Below are 19,038 nucleotides of genomic sequence, written 5' to 3' on the forward strand. Positions count from 1 at the left end.
TGACCCATAGCGTGCGAAACTGGTCGGATCACGGCGTGAGGCAGGTGCCATGGACGAGGTCGACTACGAGGCGGTCTTCCAGGCGCTGCCCGGCATGGTGGCCCTGCTGGACACCGATCTGGTCTACGTCGACGCCAACGAGGACTTCCAGCGGCTGTCCGGGCGCAGCCGGGAGCAGCTCGTCGGCCGCTACATCTTCGACGTGTTCCCGGACAACCCCGACAACCCCGCCGCGACCGGGATGCGCAACGTGCGGGCGTCCATGCTGCGCGTGGCGGAGACCGGGGAGCGCGACGCCATGGCGCTCCAGCGCTACGACGTGGAGGACGCGGGCAACCCGGGCCACTGGGAGGAGCGGTACTGGAGCCCGATCAACGCCCCCGTGCCCGGGCCGGACGGGAAGGTCGCGTTCGTGCTGCACCGGGTGGAGGAGGTCACCGAGCTGATCCGGGTGCGGGGCGGCGCGGGCCAGGACAGCCGGGCGCGCATCCTGGAGGCCGAGCTGTACACGCGTGCCCGGGAGCTCCAGGAGCTCAACGAGCGGCTGCGGCAGGCCCACGCCCGCGAGCGCGAGGTGGCGCTGGCCCTGCAGGAGGCGATGCTGCCCGCGAGCCGGCAGGTGGGCGACCACCGCACGGCGGTGCGCTACCGGCCGGCGGTCGGGGCGCTCAACGTGTGCGGGGACTGGTACGACCTGGTCGATCTGGTCGGCGGGCACCGCATCGGGGTGTCCGTGGGCGACGTCGTCGGGCACGGCCTGCGGGCGGCCGGCGTCATGGGGCAGCTGCGCAGCGCGCTGAGCGCCTCGTCGCGGGTGGCCGCGGGTCCGGCGCAGGCGCTGGACGTGCTCGGGCGGTACGCGCACGTCGTCGACGGGGCCGAATCGGCCACCGCGGTCACCACGTTCATCGACTTCGACGCCCGGACGATCGCCTACAGCAGCGCCGGCCACCCGCCGCCGGTCCTGGTGCACGCCGACGGCCGGGTGGAGTTCCTCGACCAGGCCACCGACACACCGCTGGACGCCCGGCCCGACCCGATCCGCCGGCCGCAGGCCGCGACGACCTACGAGGAGGGCGCGACGCTCGCCCTGTACACGGACGGTCTGATAGAGCGCCGGCGGGAGGACATCGACGTCGGTCTGGGCCGGCTCGCGCACGCGCTGGTCGAGCACCGCACCGCCGCCCCGGAGGATCTGGCGGACGCCGTCCTGCTGGAGCTGCTGCCGCCGGGCGGCGCCACGGACGACACGGCCCTGGTCATCGTGCGGCTGTGATGCCTCGCGAGCCGGACGGGACCTCCGGTACGCGCCCCGGCCGCCGTGATCACGCCAAACCCGGAGACCGGCTTGCCGCACACCGGCTCCGGGGACGAGGCTGGTCCGGCGGTCCTCCCCACCCGCAACACCCGCCGCGCGCCAGTTGTCTGACGTGCCATCAGGTGAGTGGACGCCCGCGGTCCGCCCCGGTTCCGGCGACCGGACCCTGCGCCTACACTGACACCCCCACGGCACGCTGGCTGACCTGCCAGAACATGGCGGCCCGAGCTGATCCGCCCGAGTGAGGAGCGCCCCTTTGTTCTACTACGTCCTCAAATACGTGTTGCTGGGCCCTCTCCTGCGGCTGGTCTTCCGGCCCCGTATCGAAGGTCTGGACAATGTGCCGTCCACGGGCGCGGCCATCATCGCCGGCAACCATCTGTCGTTCTCCGACCACTTCCTGATGCCCGCGATCCTCAAGCGGCGCATCACCTTCCTCGCCAAGAAGGAGTACTTCACCGGCCCCGGCGTCAAGGGCCGGCTGACCGCGGCCTTCTTCCGCAGCGCCGGGCAGATCCCGGTCGACCGCACGGGCAAGGAGGCCGGCCAGGCCGCGATCCGCGAGGGCCTCGGGGTGCTGAGCAAGGACGAACTCCTCGGTATCTACCCGGAGGGCACCCGCTCGCACGACGGCCGCCTCTACAAGGGCAAGGTCGGGGTCGCCGTGATGGCGCTCAAGGCCGGGGTGCCCGTGGTGCCGTGCGCGATGATCGGCACGTTCGAGGCGCAGCCCCCGGGCAAGGTCATCCCGAACATCCACCCGGTGACCATCCGCTTCGGCAAGCCGCTGGACTTCTCCCGCTACGCCGGGATGGAGAACGAGAAGGCGGTCCTGCGGGCCGTGACCGACGAGATCATGTACGCCATCCTGTCGCTGTCCGAGCAGGAGTACGTCGACCAGTACGCTGCCGTCGCGAAGGCCGAGGAGGCCGCCGCCAAGGCGGAGCAGGGCCGCCGGTTCCCCCGGCTGCCGCTCAGGTGACCGAAGCGGCCGTACCGAGGAGGGCCAGGGCCTCGTCGAGCGTCGCGCGCAGCCGTCGCGCGTCCGCCGCGACCGCGCTGACGAGCACCGCCGGTCCCGCCAGGGGCAGCACGGCGGCGCTCTCCCCCAGCGCCCGGGGCGCGACCGGAGCGCTCGCGAACTCGGGCCGCACGACGAGGAGTTGCCCGACGGCACGGTGGCCGCCGAGGGCGGCCGGGCCGTCCCAGCCGCCCGGCGCGCCGGGCCCGCAGGCCAGTTCCTGATCGAGGACGAGCCGCTCCGCGACCCTCACGCGCAGCCGGCTCGCCAGCCGTCCCGGCTCCTCCTCCACCCGCCCGAGCACCTGCTCCTCGCGCAGCACGAGCCGTCCCGTGGCTCCCACCTCGACCTCGGTGGTCACGGTCAGGTCGCTGCCGCAGGCGGAGATCAACGGCTCCGGCAGCCAGTGCAGTTCGGCGTCGTCGGCCACCGAGAGACGGACGTCGTAGCGGGCCCCGCCCTTGCCCTGCCCGGGCAGCGCGAGGGTGGCCGCCGCCGATCCGGCGCGCAGCCGGGCACCGGGAAGCACCTCCGCCTCGACGGTGAAGTGGTCGCCGCCGAGCGGCCCGCTCATCGCCCCCACGAGCAGCACGTTCGCCTCGGCACCGGTGCCACGGGTCCGGCGGGGCGCGAGCGGCCCGTCGCCGTCGAGGACGGGCAGGGCGGTGCCGCCCCGCCCGTCCGGGCGGGCGACGATCCGGGCGCGGGCCCGTACGCCGGCGGTCACGCCGTCCACGCGGCCAGCCGGGACCGCACCCAGCCGGCGACGTCGCGCACGCCGGGCTCGCCCCTGAGCGACTGCAGGACGACCGGGAGTTCGGCCCGCTGCGCCTTCGCGTCGGCCGCCATCCGCGCCAGGTCGGCGCCGACGTACGGGGCGAGGTCGGTCTTGTTGACGACGAGGAGGTCGGCGGTGGTGACGCCGGGGCCGCCCTTGCGGGGGATGTCGTCCCCGCCCGCCACGTCGATCACGAAGATCTGGGCGTCCACGAGCCCCTTGGAGAAGGTCGCGGTGAGGTTGTCCCCGCCGGACTCCACGAGGATCAGGTCCAGCGGTCCGACCTCGTCCTCCAGGTCCTCGACCGCCTCCAGGTTCGCGGAGATGTCGTCGCGGATGGCGGTGTGCGGGCAGGCCCCCGTCTCCACGGCCGCGATCCGCTCCGGGGGCAGCACGGCCTCGCGCAGCAGGAACTCGGCGTCCTCACGGGTGTAGATGTCGTTGGTGACGACGGCGAGGGACAGCTCCTCGCGCAGCGCCCGGCACAGGGCGGCGACCGTGGCGGTCTTGCCCGAGCCGACGGGGCCGCCGAGGCCGATGCGCAGGGCGCGGCGGGTTCCGTCGGGGCGGCGGGCGTCCGCGCTGAGGGCGGCGGGTCCGTCGTGGGTGTGGTCGAGGTGCATGGGACACGGCTCCCGGGGTGGAGGGGGAAGGACAGGGTCAGGACGCGAAGAGGCGTACCGGCCAGCCGGCGTGGGCCTCCGCCGAGATCTCCAGCAGGGGCGCGGAGGCGGCGGGCAGTGCTTCGGTGCCTGCGCGGGCCGCGTGCCGGGCCGCCTCCACCGCGCGGTCGGCGACGCGGTCCAGCTCCGGGGCGAGCCGGGCCAGTACGGCGGTGGCCCCGAAGGGGTCGAGGCCGAGCAGCCGTACCACCGCCGTCGCGGGCCCGCTGACCGACTCGTACGCCGCGCAGTGCGCCGCGTCGAGTGCCCCGAGACCGGCGACCCGGGCGACGGCTCCGAGCACCACGGGCTGGTGCGCCCCCTTGGGGAACCGGGCGGCGAGGGCGTCGAGTTCGGGGGACGGCCAGGTCGCGCGGGCCGCCCGCAGCAGTTGCCGGCCCAGTTTGCGCGCGGTGGTCCGCAGCGGCGGTGACGGCGTACGGGCGTCGGCCGCGGCGTCCAGGCAGTCCGGGTCGAGGCCGCAGGCGGCCGCCGCCGCGAGCGCGGCCGCCACGAGGCCGGCCGTGTGCATCCGGCCCCGGCAGAAGTCCTCCAGGCTCGCGGCGTCGGTGATCCGCCCGGCCCGGACGGCCGCCTCTGCACCGCCGGAGTGGGCGTGTCCTCCGGCGGGGAAGCGGCCGTCGGCCAGGACGAGAAGGGTGGCCCGTGTCATCGCCGGCCGCCTTCAGAAGAGGAAGTAGCGCTGGGCCATGGGCAGTTCGGCGGCGGGCGTGGCCTCCACCAGCTCCCCGTCGATGTGCACGGCGAAGCTGTCGGGGTCGACGCGCACCTCGGGCCGCGCGTCGTTCTCCCGCATGTCGGCCTTGGTGACCCCGCGTGTCGACTCGATGGCCACGAACCGCTTGCCGAGCCCGAGCCGTTCCGGCAGGCCGTCCTCGATGGCCGGCGGTGCCACGAAGTTGACCGAGTTCGCGGCCGGCGCCCGGCCGATCGCGCCGAACATCGGGCGGGGCAGGATCGGCTGGGGCGTCGGGATGGACGCGTTGGCGTCGCCCATCTGCGCGTAGGCGATCTGCCCGCCCTTGATGACGAGGTGCGGCTTGACGCCGAAGAACGCCGGCTCCCACAGCACCAGGTCGGCGAGTTTGCCGGTCTCCACGGAGCCGATCTCCCGGCCGAGGCCCTGCGCGAGCGCCGGGTTGATCGTGTACTTGGCCACGTACCGGCGCACCCGGTGGTTGTCGGCGCGTCCGTCGCCGGGCAGCGGGCCGCGGCGCCGTTTCATCACATGGGCGGTCTGCCAGGTGCGCAGGACGACCTCGCCGACGCGTCCCATGGCCTGGGAGTCCGAGGAGATGATGGAGATGGCCCCGAGGTCGTGGAGGACGTCCTCCGCCCCGATGGTCGACGGCCGGATCCGGGACTCGGCGAAGGCCAGGTCCTCGGGCACGGCCGCGTTGAGGTGGTGACACACCATCAGCATGTCGAGGTGTTCCTCGGCGGTGTTGAGGGTGAACGGCCGGGTCGGGTTGGTGGAGCTCGGCAGCACGTGCGGCTCGGAGACCACGGTCATGATGTCCGGCGCGTGCCCGCCGCCCGCGCCCTCGGTGTGGTACGCGTGGATGCCGCGGCCCGCGATCGCGGCGAGGGTGTCCCCGACGAAACCGGCCTCGTTCAGGGTGTCCGTGTGGATGGCGATCTGGACGCCGGTCCGGTCGGCGACGGTCAGCGAGGCGTCGATGACGGCCGGGGTGGAGCCCCAGTCCTCGTGCAGTTTCAGGCCGAGCGCGCCGCCGCGGATCTGGGAGAGCATCGCCTCGTGCGAGACGGTGTTCCCCTTGCCCAGCAGGCCGAAGTTGACGGGGTGTCCCTCCATCGCCTCCAGCATCCGGGCCAGGTGCCAGGGTCCCGGGGTGACGGTGGTGGCCTTGGAGCCCTCGGCGGGGCCGGTGCCGCCGCCGACGAGCGTGGTGATGCCGGAGGCGAGCGCCTCGTCGGCGATCTGGGGGCAGATGAAGTGGACGTGGGCGTCGATGGCTCCGGCGGTGAGGATCCGTCCGTTGCCCGCGATGATCTCGGTCTCCGGGCCGATGACGAGGTCCGGGTGCACCCCGTCCATGGTGTCCGGGTTGCCGGCCTTGCCGATGCCGGTGATCCGGCCGTCGCGGATACCGAGATCGGCCTTGACGATCCCCCAGTGGTCGACGATCACGACTCCGGTGACGACGGTGTCCGGGGTGCCCTCGGCGCGGGTCGCCCGCGACTGGCCCATGGACTCGCGGATGACCTTGCCGCCGCCGAACACGGCCTCGTCACCGGCGCGCCCGGGGCCGCCGGAACGATCCTCCTCGATCTCGATCAGCAGATCGGTGTCGGCGAGCCGGATGCGGTCCCCGGTGGTCGGTCCGAACAGGTCGGCGTAGGCGGCACGGGAGATCTCAGGCATCGAGGGCACCTCCGGTCTCGCCCCGCAGGCCGGGCACCACACGGGCGCCGGCGAGGGGGACGAGTTCGACGTCGACGGGGATGCCGGGCTCGAAGCGCACGGCGGTGCCGGCCGCGACGTTCAGCCGCTTGCCGCGGGCCGCGGCACGGTCGAAGCGCAGTCCGGGGTTGGCCTCGGCGAAGTGGTAGTGGGAGCCGACCTGGACGGGCCGGTCGGCGGCGTTGAGGACGGTCAGCCGGGTGATCTCGCGGCCCTCGTTGTATGCGATCGGGCCCTCGGCGAACAGGACTTCTCCGGGAATCATGGCCGCCCTCAGACGATCGGGTCGTGGACGGTGACGAGCTTGGTGCCGTCGGGGAAGGTCGCCTCGACCTGGACGTCGTGGATCATCTCGGGGATGCCCTCCATGACGTCGTCCCTGGTGAGCAGGGTCCGGCCGGAGGACATCAGCTCGGCGACCGTGCGGCCGTCACGCGCGCCCTCGAGGATGTGCGCCGTGATGAGGGCGACGGCCTCGGGGTGGTTCAGCCGGAGCCCACGGGCCCGGCGCCTCTCGGCGACGTCGGCCGCCACGTGGATGAGCAGCCTCTCCTGCTCGTGCGGGGTCAGTTGCACGGCGTCCCACCTCACAGTCCTCCTCCGGACCGTGCGGGGTCCGGTTGCCGACGCCAGAGGGCGAAGGGCCCGGTGGCGTGGGTCGGCAGGCTAGTTGGACCGCGTTTCGGGCGCGTTAACCCCGCGCCGGGGCGGCCGGGGGTTCGTCCTCGGACCGCATGCTCATGAGGGCGCGCAGCCCCTGCCGCAGGACGTCGACGGGCGCGGGTCCGAACAGCGACTGCTGGGCGATGAAGCCGAGCACGCAGGCGATCATCGTGCGGGCGACGTGGTCCGGGTCCACGTCCGTCCGCATCATCCCGGCGTCCTGGTAGCTCTCGACGATCCGCGCCCAGGCACCCCGCACCGAGCCGTAGCCCTCACGCAGGATCGCGGCCAGCTCCTCGTTGCGCAGGGTCTCCGTCCACACCTGGACGACGAGCCGGGGGAAGGCGGGCCTGCCGTCGACGACCAGGGACGCGCGCTCGGCGAGGGTACGGCCGAGGACGTGGGCGACGAGCTCGTCCGGCGGTGGGGGCGGGCTCTGCCGCGCCGCCTCCTCGAACGCCGCGCGGACCGAGCCGAGCACCTCGGCGACGATCGCGCCGATCAGCTCCTCCTTGCCGTTGAAGTAGCGGTAGACGGCCCCCGCCGAGAGGTCGACCTCCTTGAGCACGTCCTGCATCGAGGTGGCGTGGAAGCCGTTGCGGGCGAAGCAGAGGGCGGCGCCGTCGAGGATCTGGCGGCGGCGTGCGTCGAGGTGTTCCTGGGATACGCGGGCCATGCCCACAAAGTAGAACGAACATTCCTTCTTGACAAGCGCCGACCCATGTGAGCACGGTGGACCTACCGAAAAACGAACGATCCTTCTTTTTGAGACCAGGGGGAGATCCCATGTCCTCGCCGTCCGCCACACCACCCGGGAAGGCCGCGTCGCGGCGCCTGGTCACGGTGGTCGTGCTCGTCCCCGTCCTGGCCGCCCTCGCCCTGTGGGCGTTCGCCTGGCCGGCCGCCCGCACCGCTCCGCGCGACCTCCCACTCGGCGTGGCGGGGCCCGCGTCGGCCGTGACACAGGTCGAGCGGCAGCTGTCCGCCCACGACGGCGCCTTCGAGGTGCACCGCTATCCCGACGAGCCGGCCGCCCGTGACGCCATCGAGGACCGGGACGTGTACGGCGCGGTCGTCGTGACGCCCCAGGGCCCCCGGCTGCTGACCGCGTCCGCCGCGAGCCCGGCCGTGGCCCAGCTGCTGCAGCAGGCGGTCGCCGGCCAGGCGGCCGCCGAGGGGGCGCGGGTGGAGACCGTCGACGTGGTGCCGGCGCCCGAGAAGGACCCGCGCGGGGCGGCCCTGACCTCCAGTGTGCTGCCGCTCGCCCTCGCGGGCATGGCGGCGGGCGCCGCGGTCACCCTGCTGGGGCTGCGCGGCTTGGGCGCCGTGGGCGCCCTGGTGGGCACGGCCGCCGTGATCGGTGTGATCGCCGCAGCGCTGGCGCACAGCTGGCTGGGCGTCATCACCGGTGACTGGTGGGCGGAGGCCGGGGTGTTCGCGCTGATGAGCCTGGCCGTGAGCGCCGCCGTCGCCGGGTTCGCCGCCCTGATCGGACCGGCCGGCATAGGACTCATGGCCGCCACCGTCATGCTGATCGGCAACCCGTTCTCCGGGGCGGCCTCGGCCCCGCGGATGCTGCCGGAGCCGGTCGGCACGATCGGCCAGTGGCTGCCGCCGGGCGCGGGCACGACCCTGCTGCGCTCGGTGTCCTTCTTCGACGGCGCGGCGGCCGTCGGCCCGGCTCTCACCCTGACCTGGTGGGCCGCCCTGGGTCTCGGCGCGGTCCTGCTGGGCGCCCGCCTGAAGGCGAGCGCGCCCACCACGGAGCCGGCACGGACCCGCCGACCCGCCCCGGTCGGGTAACCCGGCCTGCAGCACCACCGAACCGGCCGTGCGTCCCCGCTGTAGCGGACGGGGACGCACGGCCTCGGCGCGTCCGGGCTCCCGTCGGAAGACGGACGGTGCCCCACCCGAGCTGCCTCTGCTCCCCCGCTGACGCGTGCGCTGATCGACCGTCGCCTCGACCGGGCTCCCGTCGGCACGGCACTCGCGCTCCGGGACGCGCCGGCGCTGATGCACCGTCGGGGCGAGGCGGAGCGGCACGCCCGCACGCTGGGGCGTGCGCCGCGCGTCCTGGACGGGCGGCGCCGCACGGCTCGCGTCAGGCCGCCGCCGCGCTCCGACAGTTGACGGCGCCACAGCCGCGTTCCGGACACGCGGCCCGCCGCCTCCACGTCCGGCGCCACGCCGAAACGGACCGAATGGCGTACCCCCCATCGGCGTATTCCGCATTCCGTCCACGCGCTCGTACGGCTTGCGTCAGGGACCGGACGCGCGGGCGGATTTGAGCCTTCCGCCGCTGGTCCGGGGCTCGTCGGGCACCTGGCCACTTCCTCGAACGCAGTAGCGTCCACCCGAACGGGTGAGTGGTGAGTAACACCACAAATCCCCGGTTCCGTTGGGATTTTCGTTCTTCCGTGCGCCAAGATCCCTGACTGACGACAAGACCCCGCCGCAGCGGCGGGGCGATCCGGGCGGACGCCGAGTCCTGCCGCCGCGCGGATGACCGGTCGACAGGAGTGGATCGGCAGGAGTGGAGGACCCGAGCAAGACGGGTCGCCGGTACGGACGTTCGTTCGAACCGAGCAACCCTTGGGGTGAAGCCGCGACACCGCGGCCGGGCAACTTCGCCAGCCCGAATCCGACAGGTCATCCTTCACAGGCGGCTGACGAAGGGTTGCGCATGACTGCGCTCAATCGTGTCCCGTCGCTCATGGCCAGGGCCGGTACGGCCTCGGCCCTCACTCTCGCCGCGGTGGGCGGCTCGATCGTGACGCCCGGTCTCGCCTCGGAGGCGGAGGCCGCCGCGCCGGCGACGAAGGCACTGCAGATCGCGGCCTCGAAGAAGGGGTCGCCGTACAAGTGGGGCGCCACCGGCCCGAACCGGTTCGACTGCTCCGGGCTGACGCTGTACTCGTTCAAGAAGGCCGGCAAGAAGCTGCCCCGCACGGCGGCCCAGCAGTACAACAAGACCCGCCATATCTCCGCCTCCAGCCGCAAGGCCGGTGACCTGGTGTTCTTCCACTCGGGGTCGTACGTCTACCACGTGGGCATCTACGCCGGTAAGGGCAAGATCTGGCACTCCCCCAAGAGCGGTGACGTGGTCCGGCTGCAGAAGATCTGGACCAGGAGCGTCTGGTACGGCCGGGTCAAGTGACCCCTGGGGGCGCACAGGGCGCCCCCACCCCCGCCGGCGCCCTCCCGGAGCGCGGAGGGCTCCCGGCACGGGCCGGGCCCTCCGGCGCCTCCAGGGCCTCCCGGGGCCGACGGGGGCGGAGCGCGCCGCGCGGTGCCCGGTGCGGCACCACGCGGCGCTTGTGCGGTTCCTACGGCTCCTGTGGCGTCGCGACCGCGACCGGCGAGGCCGGTACGGTCCACGGCAGCTCGACGGAGACCGTCTTGCCTCCCTCCCGGGTCGGCCACACCCGGAGCCGGCCGCCGCACTCGGCGGTCAGCCAGCGAATGATCACCATGCCCCGGCCGTTGTCCTGCTGGACGGCGGCCGGCAGCCGTTTGGGGAAGCGCGGATGACTGTCGGTCACCCCGATGCGCAGGTGTTCGTCGCGGTCGAGCTCGAGGTCCACCGTGAAGGTGGGCGACTGCCCGAGGGTGTGCTGCACGGCGTTGGTGGCGAGTTCGGAGACCATGAGCCGGATGGTCTCCGCCGCGTCCGTGTCCGACGGCAGCCCCCACTCGGCGAGCGTGGTGATGACGTAGGTCCGTGCCGCGGAGACCGAGGCGGGATCGCTCGGCAGAGTGACGGATGCTTCCAGATGGTCTGCCATGGCGACGTCGTCCCTTTCCGACGGGACCGCAGTCCGACACGGAGCGGAAGGTTCGAGTACGGTCCCGGACTGTGCTTCGCCGCCAGACTGCCATCACCGCGACGGTCACGGGTGGCGATCCACCAAGATATGCATATATCTGTCGCTCGAAGCGGTGAACTCTGCGACGGCAGACCGTATTTGGGCGGCCCGGTCGGAGTAAGGAGTTGCCCATGCAGCACGGCCCGGCGGTCCGCCGCCGGAAACTGGGCGCGGAACTGCGTGCGTTGCGCACCGGGACCGGACTCACCAGTGGTGAGGCGGCACGCCTGGTGGGCTGGCACCAGTCCAAGGTGAGCCGTATCGAGACAGGCGCCAGCGGGGTGAAACCGGACGATGTGCGATTACTCCTCGACGCCTACGGCGTACGGGACGCCCGGCTGCGGGAGGTGCTGCTGGCGCTGGCCGGGTCCGACGCGGCGGGCCGGCACCACTGGTGGCACGCCTACCGAGGGGTCCTGCCGCCGACGTACCGGGACTTCATCAGTCTGGAGTCCCAGGCGAGCGCGATGCGCACGCTGGAGATCTCCGTGGTGCCGGGGTTGTTGCAGACGCCCGAGTACGCGCGGGCGGTGACCCGGGCGGCGACGGGTGGGACGGACGACGGCGCCGACGACCGGCTCGACGCGCTGGTCGCGGTCCGGCTGGCCAGGCAGGAGGTACTGCGGGCCGATCCGCCGTTGCGGCTCAGCGCGGTGCTGGACGAGGCGGTGCTGCGCCGGGAGATCGGCGGGCCCGAGGTGATGCGGCGCCAGCTGGAGCGGCTGCTGGAGGCGGCCCGGCTGCCCCAAGTGGACCTGCGAGTCCTGCCGTTCACGGCCGGTGAGCATGTCGGCATCACCGGGCCTTTCGTTATCTTCTCATTTTCGAGCACTTCTGATCTGGACGTGGTTGTTCTCGACCACTTGACGAGTAGCCTCTATCTGGAGCGGAAAGAAGACCTCCAGGCCTACACGGAGGCCTTCGACACCCTTCGGCTCCACGCCCTTTCGCCCGAGGAATCGCTGGATCTCATCGCCGCGATAGGTGGCGGCGTGTAAGGAGGCACCATGACCGCACCGCCTCGGAACCTCAGGTCGAGCACCGAACTACCGGACGCCCGCTGGCTGCGCAGCAGTTACAGCACGGGGGCGAACAACTGCGTCGAGACGGCCCGGCCGCGCTCCGGTCCCTGGACCGGCTCACTGGCCGTGCGCGACTCCAAGGATCCGGCCGGACCCGCGCTGCTCTTCTCCCCCGAGAGCTGGGCGTGTTTCACGGCCGCGCTCCAGACCTGACCGTTTCTGATCGTTTCTGCCCGCTCCGGTACCGCCCGGCCGTGTCACGCCGACTCATGGTCGTGTCGTACCGATGACCCGTACAGCGCGTTCGATCTGCCCCTCGGAGAGGTCCGCGCGGGCGGTCAGCCGCAGCCGTGAGATGCCGTCCGGCACGGAAGGCGGACGGAAGCAGCCCACGGCGAGACCCGCCGCACGGCACTCGGCCGCCCACCGCACGGCCCCCTCCGGGGACGGCGCCCGCACGGAGACGACCGCGGCGTCCGGACGCACCGCCTCCAGACCCGCGGCCGTCAGCCGGGTGTGCAGCTCGCCCGCCACCGCGCGGGCCCGCGCCGCCCGTTCGGGCTCACGGCGCAGCAGCCGCAGGGCCGCCAGCGCCGCACCCGCCGGCGCGGGGGCCAGTCCCGTGTCGAAGATGAACGTCCGCGCGGCGTTGACCAGATGGTCGATCACCCGGGCGGGGCCGAGCACGGCACCGCCCTGGCTGCCGAGCGACTTGGACAGCGTGACGGTCACGACGACGTCCTCGGCGCCCGCGAGACCGGCCGCGTGCGGGGCGCCCCGGCCGCCGTCCCCGAGGACGCCGAGGCCGTGCGCGTCGTCCACGACCAGCCCGGCGCCGTGCTCCCGGCACGCCTCGGCGTAGGCGGCCAGCGGGGCCGCGTCGCCGTCGACCGAGAAGACGGTGTCGGAGACGACCACCGCCGGACCGTCGTGGGTGCGCAGCGCCTTGCGGACGGCGTCCGGGTCGGCGTGGGCGGCGACCTGCGTGACGCCCCGGGCCAGCCGGCAGCCGTCGATGAGGGAGGCGTGGTTGCCCGCGTCCGACACGATCAGGGAGCCGTGCGGCGCCAGCGCGGTGACGGCGGCGAGGTTGGCCGCGTAGCCGGACGAGAAGACGAGCGCCGCCTCGGCGCCGCAGAAGTCGGCCAGTTCCCGCTCCAGCTCCGCGTGCAGTTCCGTCGTACCGGTGACGAGGCGGGAGCCGGTCGCGCCGCCGCCCCAGGTCCGCGCGGCGCGCGCCGCGCCCTCGACGACCTCGGGGTGCCGGGCCAGGCCCAGGTAGTCGTTGCTGGCGAGGTCGAGGAGCGGGGAGTCGGCGGGCCGGGGGCGCAGGGTCCGTACCAGTCCGGCGCGGCGGCGCTGGTCCGCCTGTTCGTCGATCCAGCCGAACGCCATGGCTCCTCCGGGCTTTTGTAGGCAGTGCACAGACACTAGCGGCCGGGACCGCCGCCCACGGTGTGGCAATACCCACACATCGAATCGACAGGGTTGTGCAAACTCACCTTGGCTCGAGCCCCCTCCGTACGTCAGGATCACCTCCCATGGACCTGCTGAACACGCTGGTGGACAAGGGGCTTCGGCGCGAGCTGCCGACCCGCGAGGAAGCACTCGCCGTTCTCGCCACTTCCGACGACGACCTGCTCGACGTGGTGGCCGCGGCCGGCAAGGTGCGCCGGAAGTGGTTCGGCAGGCGGGTGAAGCTGAACTATCTCGTCAACCTCAAGTCCGGTCTGTGCCCCGAGGACTGCTCCTACTGTTCGCAGCGGCTCGGCTCCACCGCCGGCATCCTCAAGTACACCTGGCTGAAGCCGGACGAGGCCTCGCAGGCCGCGGCCGCCGGGTTGGCGGGTGGCGCCAAGCGGGTGTGCCTGGTGGCGTCCGGGCGCGGCCCGACGGACCGGGACGTGGACCGGGTCTCCGAGACCATCAAGGCCATCAAGGACCAGAACGACGGCGTCGAGGTGTGCGCCTGCCTCGGGCTGCTCTCGGACGGGCAGGCGGAGCGGCTGCGCGAGGCCGGCGCGGACGCCTACAACCACAACCTGAACACCTCGGAGTCCACGTACGGGGAGATCACGACCACCCACACGTACGCCGATCGGGTGGACACGGTGAACAAGGCGCACGCGGCCGGTCTGTCCGCCTGCTCCGGACTGATCGCGGGCATGGGCGAGAGCGACGAGGACCTGGTCGACGTCGTCTACGCGCTGCGTGAGCTGGACCCGGACTCGGTGCCGGTCAACTTCCTGATCCCGTTCGAGGGCACTCCGCTGGCCAAGGAGTGGAACCTGACCCCGCAGCGCTGTCTGCGGATCCTCGCGATGGTCCGGTTCGTGTGCCCGGACGTCGAGGTGCGCATCGCGGGCGGCCGTGAGGTGCATCTGCGCACCCTGCAGCCCCTCGCCCTGCACCTGGCCAACTCGATCTTCCTCGGCGACTACCTCACCAGTGAGGGCCAGGCGGGCAAGGCCGACCTGGAGATGATCGCGGACGCCGGGTTCGAGGTGGAGGGCGCCGGCGAGGTGACGCTGCCGGAGCACCGGGCGAGCGCGGCCGGGGGTGGCTGCGGATCGCACGGGAGCGCGGGCTGCGGGTCCCACGAGAGCGCCGGGTGCGACTCGCACGCGGACGGCGGGGTCTGCGGTACGGCCGCTCCCGCACCCGGTGCGGCGGCTTCCGCGCCGGCCGGTGAGCCGCGCACCGATCTGGTCGCCGTCCGCCGGCGGGGCGCCGGGACGGACCTCGCGCCCAATGCCTGAGCTGCCCGGCCTGAGCGTGCCCGAGCTGCTGGACCTGGACCGGCGGCACGTGTGGCATCCGTACGGTCCGATGCCGGGCCGCGCCGAGCCGCTCGTCGTGGAGTCGGCGAGCGGGGTGCGGCTGCGGCTCGCCGACGGCTCGGGCGAGCTGGTCGACGGCATGTCGTCGTGGTGGTCGGCCATCCACGGCTACAACCACCCGGTCCTCAACGAGGCCGCGCACGAGCAGCTGGCGCGGATGAGTCACGTCATGTTCGGGGGGCTCACGCACGAGCCCGCCGTACGCCTGGCGAAGCTCCTTGTCGACATGTCGCCCGAGGGCCTGGAGCATGTCTTCCTCGCCGACTCCGGGTCGGTGTCGGTCGAGGTCGCCGTCAAGATGTGCCTGCAGTACTGGCGTTCACTGGGGCGGCCCGGCAAGCGGCGGCTGCTGACCTGGCGCGGCGGCTATCACGGCGACACCTGGCAGCCCATGTCGGTGTGCGACCCCGAGGGCGGGATGCACGAGCTGTGGGCGGGCGTGCTCCCACGCCAGGTGTTCGCCGACGCGCCCCCGGCCGAGTACGACGAGGCGTACGCCGAACGGCTGCGGTCGCTGATCGAGCGGCACGCGGACGACCTGGCGGCGGTCATCGTCGAGCCCGTGGTGCAGGGCGCGGGCGGGATGCGGTTCCACTCCCCCGCGTATCTGCGGGTGCTGCGGGAGGCGTGCGACGCGCACGACGTGCTCCTCGTGTTCGACGAGATCGCGACCGGCTTCGGGCGCACGGGCGCCCTGTTCGCGGCGGAGCACGCGGCGGTGACTCCCGATGTCATGTGTGTGGGCAAGGCCCTGACCGGCGGCTACCTGACGATGGCGGCGACGCTGTGCACGGCTCGCGTCGCGGACGGCATCTCGCGCGGCGAGGTGCCGGTGCTCGCCCACGGCCCTACCTTCATGGGCAACCCGCTGGCGGCGGCGGTCGCCTGCGCGTCGATCGACCTGCTGCTGGGCCAGGACTGGCGGGCCGAGGTCGGGCGGATCGAGGCGGGGCTGCGGTCCGGTCTGGCGCCCGCGGCGGACCTGCCGGGCGTCAAGGACGTACGGGTCCTGGGCGCGATCGGGGTCGTGCAGCTGGACCACGAGGTGGACATGCGGGCGGCGACGACGGCCGCCGTGCGCGAGGGCGTGTGGCTGCGGCCGTTCCGCGACCTCGTCTACACGATGCCGCCGTACGTCACGGGCGACGCGGACGTCGCACGGATCGCCCGCGCCGTGTGCGCGGCCGCACGAGAGGGCTGAGATGACGGTACTGGTGGTCACGGGCACGGGCACGGAGGTCGGCAAGACGGTCGTCACCGCGGCGGTGGCCGCCGCGGCGCTCGCCTCGGGCCGTACGGTCGCGGTGCTCAAGGCCGCGCAGACGGGCGTGGGCCCGGACGAGGACGGGGACGCGGCCGAGGTGGCGCGGCTCGCCGGTCCGGTCACCACGGCCGAACTCGCCCGGTACCCGGACCCGTTGGCCCCGGCGACGGCGGCGCGGCGGGCGGGCCGGGCGCCGGTCCGCCCGGCGGAGGTCGCCGATGCGGCCGCGAAGCTGGCCGCCGAGCACGACCTGGTACTGGTGGAGGGGGCCGGCGGGCTGCTCGTCCGCTTCGACGAGGCGGGCGGCACCCTGGCGGACGCGGCCGAGCTGATGGCGGCCCCCGTGCTGGTGGTGGCGTCGGCCGGTCTCGGCACCCTCAACACCACGGAGCTGACGGCCCGTGAGCTGCGGCGCCGGCGCCTCGACCCGCTCGGTGTGGTGATCGGCAGCTGGCCCGGGGAACCGGATCTGGCGTCGCGCTGCAATGTGGCGGATCTCCCGGAGGTGTCGGGGGTGCCGCTGCTGGGCGCGGTGCCCGCGGGCGCGGGCGGGCTGCCGTCCGCCGGGTTCCGCGCGGCCGCCCCGGACTGGCTGGCGCCCCGGCTGTTCGGCCGGTGGGACGCGGACGGGTTCAGGGAGCGGACGGCGCTCTGAGGCCTCGCGCGGGGCGGATGCGCGCGGGGGTGTGCGCCGCGGATGCGCGCGGCGGGGGGTGCGGCGGCGCCGTTCGGGGGAGAATCGGGGGTGAGTCCCGTTCTGCCCGGGAGGTCCGATGGCCCTGCGATCCGCCCGTGCGGGCGCCCGCCCACGCGACGCCGTGCACCATCCGGTGTTCGCCCGCTGCTACGCCCGGCTGAGCGTCGGCGCCGAGACCCGGATGGGCATGGCCCGAGTCCGGGAGCGGCTGCTGGACGGGCTGTCGGGCCGGGTGCTGGAGATCGGCGCGGGCAACGGCCTGAACTTCGCGCACTACCCGGCCACGGTCTCCGAGGTGGTCGCCATCGAACCGGAGCGGTCGCTGCGGCGGTTGGCGGTGGAGGCCGCGCTGCGCGCCGAGGTGCCCGTGGACGTGGTGCCGGGCACCGCGGAGGCGCTGCCGGTCAAGAACGAGGGCTTCGACGCGGTCGTGCTGTCGCTGGTGCTCTGCAGTGTGCGGGACGTGCCACGGGCGCTGTCCGAGGTGCGCAGGGTGCTGCGGCCCGGCGGAAGCGTGCGGTTCTTCGAGCACGGCCGGGGCGGCGGGCCGGCGATGCTGCGCGCCCAGCGCGTGCTGGACCGTACGGTGTGGCCGCTGGTCAGCGGCGGCTGTCACGTCTCCCGCGAGCCGGTGGCGGCGCTGCGGGAGGCGGGCCTCGAACTCGGCCCGTACCGGCGGGTGATGATGCCGGAGAACGGTCCCGCCCTGCCCTCGTCGTACTGCGCGCTGGGCACGGCGTGGCGCCCGGTGGACGCCGGGACGTCACCCGGCCGGTGAGCGGGTCAGAGACTCCAGCTCTCCAGTTCCCGCGCGATGTCCCCAACGGACGCCTCGCCGCTGTGCACCAGGCGGGCGAGGTCGCGCACCTGCTCGGGCGAGGTCGCGACCTTGAGGCCGCTGGCCACCAGGTAGGCGTAGGCGACCGCGGAGGCGAACATCGCGTTCGAACGCTCCAACGCGGGGACGTGCATGAGCAGTTGCAGCAGGGAGGCCGCGCGGGCCTGGGGGCTGTCGTAGACGGGGACGTCGAATATCTCCGCCTGGTGGCGGGCGACGGCGGCGACGAGGGCGCCCCAGTCGGTGACCGTGGGGTCGCCCGGTGTGCGCTTCTCGGCGACCATGAGCAGCCAGGCGAGATCGATGGTGAGCGGGCTCAACGGATCAGTGGCGCCCTTCGCGCGGGCCCTCGCGGTCGGTGCCGAACTCCTCGGCGAAGACCGACTCGTACTGCTTCATGAAGTCGGCCGCGGCCTCCACGAAGGTGTGGCCGACCTCGCCGGTGTCCTGGCGGACCAGCTCCTCGATGTAGCGGTTCACGCTCATCCCGCGGGCCAGGGCGCGTTCGCGGGCGGCGCGGGCCGTGCCCTCGTCCACTCTCACGTTCAGCTGCGTCTTCGCCATACTTCGAAGCTAGCGCGCGGGTGCTAGCACGGCAAGCGTCCTCCCGGCGGCATCGGGTGCCCCTTACACCGGTTCGGGGTCCCCCACCTGGGTCGGAGACGGCGCGGGACCGCAGAAGGATACCCGGTGTGCGGTGGATCACATTAGGCTCGGCGGCGACGAGAAGGGGCGCGTCCCGGCGGCCGCCGGCGCGTCCCGTGAGGAGGCGGCCTTGACCACAGCAGCTGCGCAGCACGTCCCCGGTCCCGCGCCGGCCGAAGGCGTGGCGGCCCGCGCCCGCGGGCTGACCAAGGCGTACGGCTCCGGTGAGACCGCCGTGCTCGCCCTCGACGCGGTGGACGTGGACATCGCGCGTGGCCGGTTCACGGCGGTCATGGGGCCCTCGGGGTCGGGGAAGTCCACGCTGATGCACTGCCTGGCGGGCCTGGACGACGTCTCGGCGGGACGGGTCTGGCTCGGCGACACCGAGATCACGGGGCTGAAGGACCGTGAGCTGACGCGGCTGCGGCGGGACCGGATCGGGTTCATGTTCCAGTCGTTCAACCTGATCCCGACGCTGACGGCGGCGGAGAACATCACCCTGCCCATGGACATCGCGGGGCGCGGACCGGACGAGGCGTGGCTGGCCCAGGTCATCGACACGCTCGGGCTGCGCGACCGGCTGCGACACCGGCCCTCGCAGCTCTCCGGCGGTCAGCAGCAGCGGGTCGCCTGTGCTCGCGCCCTCGCCTCCCGACCGGAGCTGATCTTCGCCGACGAGCCCACCGGCAACCTGGACTCGCGGGCGGGCCTGGAGGTGCTCGGGTTCCTGCGCGAGGCGGTGGACCGGCTGGGGCAGACGGTCGTCATGGTCACCCATGACCCGGGGGCCGCCGCCCACGCCGATCTGGTGCTGTTCCTCGGGGACGGGCGGATCGTGGACGAGATGCCGCGCCCCACGGCGGAGGCCGTGCTGGAGCGGATGAAACGCTTCGACGTGATCCGCGGGGCCTCCGAGGACGGCGGGCGCGCCCCCGGCGTCGAGGCCGGGGAGGGCCCGGCGCTCGAGAAGGGCTGATC

At 73.4% G+C, this 19,038-nt stretch carries 22 protein-coding genes and 1 riboswitch; of the genes, 11 read left to right on the forward strand and 11 right to left on the reverse strand.

Features of this window, described 5'->3' with window-relative positions; genetic code table 11:
* Window positions 1-49 precede the first annotated feature (49 nt).
* The gene (locus ACFV46_RS08980; RefSeq protein WP_361930517.1) at window positions 50-1,276 is read left to right on the forward strand and encodes a SpoIIE family protein phosphatase; all 1,227 of its coding nucleotides are present in this window, start codon (window positions 50-52) and stop codon (window positions 1,274-1,276) included.
* Window positions 1,277-1,574: 298 nt separating this feature from the next.
* Window positions 1,575-2,300: a lysophospholipid acyltransferase family protein gene (locus ACFV46_RS08985; protein WP_361930519.1), complete on the forward strand. Its 726-nt coding sequence runs from the start codon at window positions 1,575-1,577 to the stop codon at window positions 2,298-2,300.
* Here ACFV46_RS08985 and ACFV46_RS08990 read toward each other — a convergent pair.
* The 7 genes from ACFV46_RS08990 to ACFV46_RS09020 all read right to left on the reverse strand — a co-directional run bounded on the left by ACFV46_RS08990 (window position 2,293) and on the right by ACFV46_RS09020 (window position 7,564).
* Window positions 2,293-3,075 carry an urease accessory protein UreD gene (locus tag ACFV46_RS08990; protein WP_385497580.1) on the reverse strand — a complete coding sequence of 261 codons (783 nt, stop codon included), beginning with the start codon at window positions 3,073-3,075 and terminating at the stop codon, window positions 2,293-2,295. The two genes, ACFV46_RS08985 and ACFV46_RS08990, sit on opposite strands and share 8 nt — an antisense overlap.
* Window positions 3,063-3,740: an urease accessory protein UreG gene (gene ureG / locus ACFV46_RS08995; RefSeq protein WP_283289590.1), complete on the reverse strand. Its 678-nt coding sequence runs from the start codon at window positions 3,738-3,740 to the stop codon at window positions 3,063-3,065. The genes ACFV46_RS08990 and ureG overlap by 13 nt, the downstream gene beginning before the upstream one ends.
* A gap of 37 nt (window positions 3,741-3,777) precedes the next feature.
* Window positions 3,778-4,452, reverse strand: coding sequence for an urease accessory protein UreF (locus ACFV46_RS09000; protein WP_385497583.1), 675 nt, complete (start codon window positions 4,450-4,452; stop codon window positions 3,778-3,780).
* Window positions 4,453-4,464: 12 nt separating this feature from the next.
* Complete coding sequence (locus ACFV46_RS09005) at window positions 4,465-6,186, reverse strand: urease subunit alpha (protein WP_385497584.1); 1,722 nt, start codon at window positions 6,184-6,186, stop codon at window positions 4,465-4,467.
* Window positions 6,179-6,490, reverse strand: a complete 312-nt coding sequence (locus tag ACFV46_RS09010; RefSeq protein ID WP_151782871.1) for an urease subunit beta — start codon at window positions 6,488-6,490, stop codon at window positions 6,179-6,181. The genes ACFV46_RS09005 and ACFV46_RS09010 overlap by 8 nt, the downstream gene beginning before the upstream one ends.
* A gap of 8 nt (window positions 6,491-6,498) precedes the next feature.
* The gene (locus ACFV46_RS09015; RefSeq protein WP_055622481.1) at window positions 6,499-6,801 is read right to left on the reverse strand and encodes an urease subunit gamma; all 303 of its coding nucleotides are present in this window, start codon (window positions 6,799-6,801) and stop codon (window positions 6,499-6,501) included.
* A 115-nt stretch (window positions 6,802-6,916) separates the two neighbouring features.
* Window positions 6,917-7,564 (reverse strand): TetR/AcrR family transcriptional regulator, encoded by a 648-nt coding sequence (locus tag ACFV46_RS09020; RefSeq protein WP_385497585.1) that lies wholly within the window; start codon window positions 7,562-7,564, stop codon window positions 6,917-6,919.
* Window positions 7,565-7,674: 110 nt separating this feature from the next.
* On the opposite strand from ACFV46_RS09020, the gene ACFV46_RS09025 reads away from it, so the two are divergent.
* On the forward strand, window positions 7,675-8,691 hold the full coding sequence (locus ACFV46_RS09025; RefSeq protein ID WP_361930535.1) for an ABC transporter permease: 1,017 nt from the start codon (window positions 7,675-7,677) through the stop codon (window positions 8,689-8,691).
* Between the two features lie 666 nt (window positions 8,692-9,357).
* A riboswitch (cyclic di-AMP (ydaO/yuaA leader) is annotated at window positions 9,358-9,568 on the forward strand.
* A 3-nt stretch (window positions 9,569-9,571) separates the two neighbouring features.
* The gene (locus tag ACFV46_RS09030; protein WP_361930538.1) at window positions 9,572-10,045 is read left to right on the forward strand and encodes a C40 family peptidase; all 474 of its coding nucleotides are present in this window, start codon (window positions 9,572-9,574) and stop codon (window positions 10,043-10,045) included.
* A 169-nt stretch (window positions 10,046-10,214) separates the two neighbouring features.
* On the opposite strand, the gene ACFV46_RS09035 is transcribed toward ACFV46_RS09030, so the two are convergent.
* On the reverse strand, window positions 10,215-10,673 hold the full coding sequence (locus ACFV46_RS09035; RefSeq protein ID WP_376728448.1) for an ATP-binding protein: 459 nt from the start codon (window positions 10,671-10,673) through the stop codon (window positions 10,215-10,217).
* 212 nt (window positions 10,674-10,885) lie between these two features.
* Between ACFV46_RS09035 and ACFV46_RS09040 the strand changes: the two genes are divergently transcribed.
* The gene (locus ACFV46_RS09040) at window positions 10,886-11,752 is read left to right on the forward strand and encodes a helix-turn-helix domain-containing protein (protein WP_376728447.1); all 867 of its coding nucleotides are present in this window, start codon (window positions 10,886-10,888) and stop codon (window positions 11,750-11,752) included.
* Between the two features lie 9 nt (window positions 11,753-11,761).
* On the forward strand, window positions 11,762-11,989 hold the full coding sequence (locus ACFV46_RS09045) for a DUF397 domain-containing protein (protein ID WP_361930545.1): 228 nt from the start codon (window positions 11,762-11,764) through the stop codon (window positions 11,987-11,989).
* Between the two features lie 54 nt (window positions 11,990-12,043).
* Here the strand turns inward: ACFV46_RS09045 and ACFV46_RS09050 are convergent, their stop codons facing one another.
* Complete coding sequence (locus ACFV46_RS09050) at window positions 12,044-13,171, reverse strand: 8-amino-7-oxononanoate synthase (RefSeq protein ID WP_385497587.1); 1,128 nt, start codon at window positions 13,169-13,171, stop codon at window positions 12,044-12,046.
* Window positions 13,172-13,317: 146 nt separating this feature from the next.
* On the opposite strand from ACFV46_RS09050, the gene bioB reads away from it, so the two are divergent.
* The 4 genes from bioB to ACFV46_RS09070 all read left to right on the forward strand — a co-directional run bounded on the left by bioB (window position 13,318) and on the right by ACFV46_RS09070 (window position 17,355).
* Entirely contained in the window at window positions 13,318-14,535 is a 1,218-nt protein-coding gene (gene bioB, locus ACFV46_RS09055) for a biotin synthase BioB (RefSeq protein ID WP_385497590.1), read from the forward strand.
* Window positions 14,528-15,817 (forward strand): adenosylmethionine--8-amino-7-oxononanoate transaminase, encoded by a 1,290-nt coding sequence (locus ACFV46_RS09060; protein WP_385497591.1) that lies wholly within the window; start codon window positions 14,528-14,530, stop codon window positions 15,815-15,817. Before bioB ends, ACFV46_RS09060 begins: the two co-directional genes overlap by 8 nt.
* Before the next feature lies 1 nt (window position 15,818).
* Entirely contained in the window at window positions 15,819-16,535 is a 717-nt protein-coding gene (bioD, locus tag ACFV46_RS09065; protein WP_361930554.1) for a dethiobiotin synthase, read from the forward strand.
* Window positions 16,536-16,653: 118 nt separating this feature from the next.
* Complete coding sequence (locus ACFV46_RS09070) at window positions 16,654-17,355, forward strand: class I SAM-dependent methyltransferase (protein ID WP_385497592.1); 702 nt, start codon at window positions 16,654-16,656, stop codon at window positions 17,353-17,355.
* 5 nt (window positions 17,356-17,360) lie between these two features.
* Here ACFV46_RS09070 and ACFV46_RS09075 read toward each other — a convergent pair whose 3' ends face one another.
* Window positions 17,361-17,735 carry a fic family toxin-antitoxin system, toxin component gene (locus ACFV46_RS09075; protein WP_385497593.1) on the reverse strand — a complete coding sequence of 125 codons (375 nt, stop codon included), beginning with the start codon at window positions 17,733-17,735 and terminating at the stop codon, window positions 17,361-17,363.
* A 4-nt stretch (window positions 17,736-17,739) separates the two neighbouring features.
* Window positions 17,740-17,979 carry a hypothetical protein gene (locus ACFV46_RS09080; RefSeq protein ID WP_062668086.1) on the reverse strand — a complete coding sequence of 80 codons (240 nt, stop codon included), beginning with the start codon at window positions 17,977-17,979 and terminating at the stop codon, window positions 17,740-17,742.
* A 211-nt stretch (window positions 17,980-18,190) separates the two neighbouring features.
* On the opposite strand from ACFV46_RS09080, the gene ACFV46_RS09085 reads away from it, so the two are divergent.
* Window positions 18,191-19,036 (forward strand): ABC transporter ATP-binding protein, encoded by an 846-nt coding sequence (locus ACFV46_RS09085; protein WP_376728443.1) that lies wholly within the window; start codon window positions 18,191-18,193, stop codon window positions 19,034-19,036.
* Window positions 19,037-19,038: the final 2 nt, after the last annotated feature.

This window comes from Streptomyces sp. NPDC059852 (genome assembly GCF_042731455.1).
Classification (GTDB): domain Bacteria; phylum Actinomycetota; class Actinomycetes; order Streptomycetales; family Streptomycetaceae; genus Streptomyces.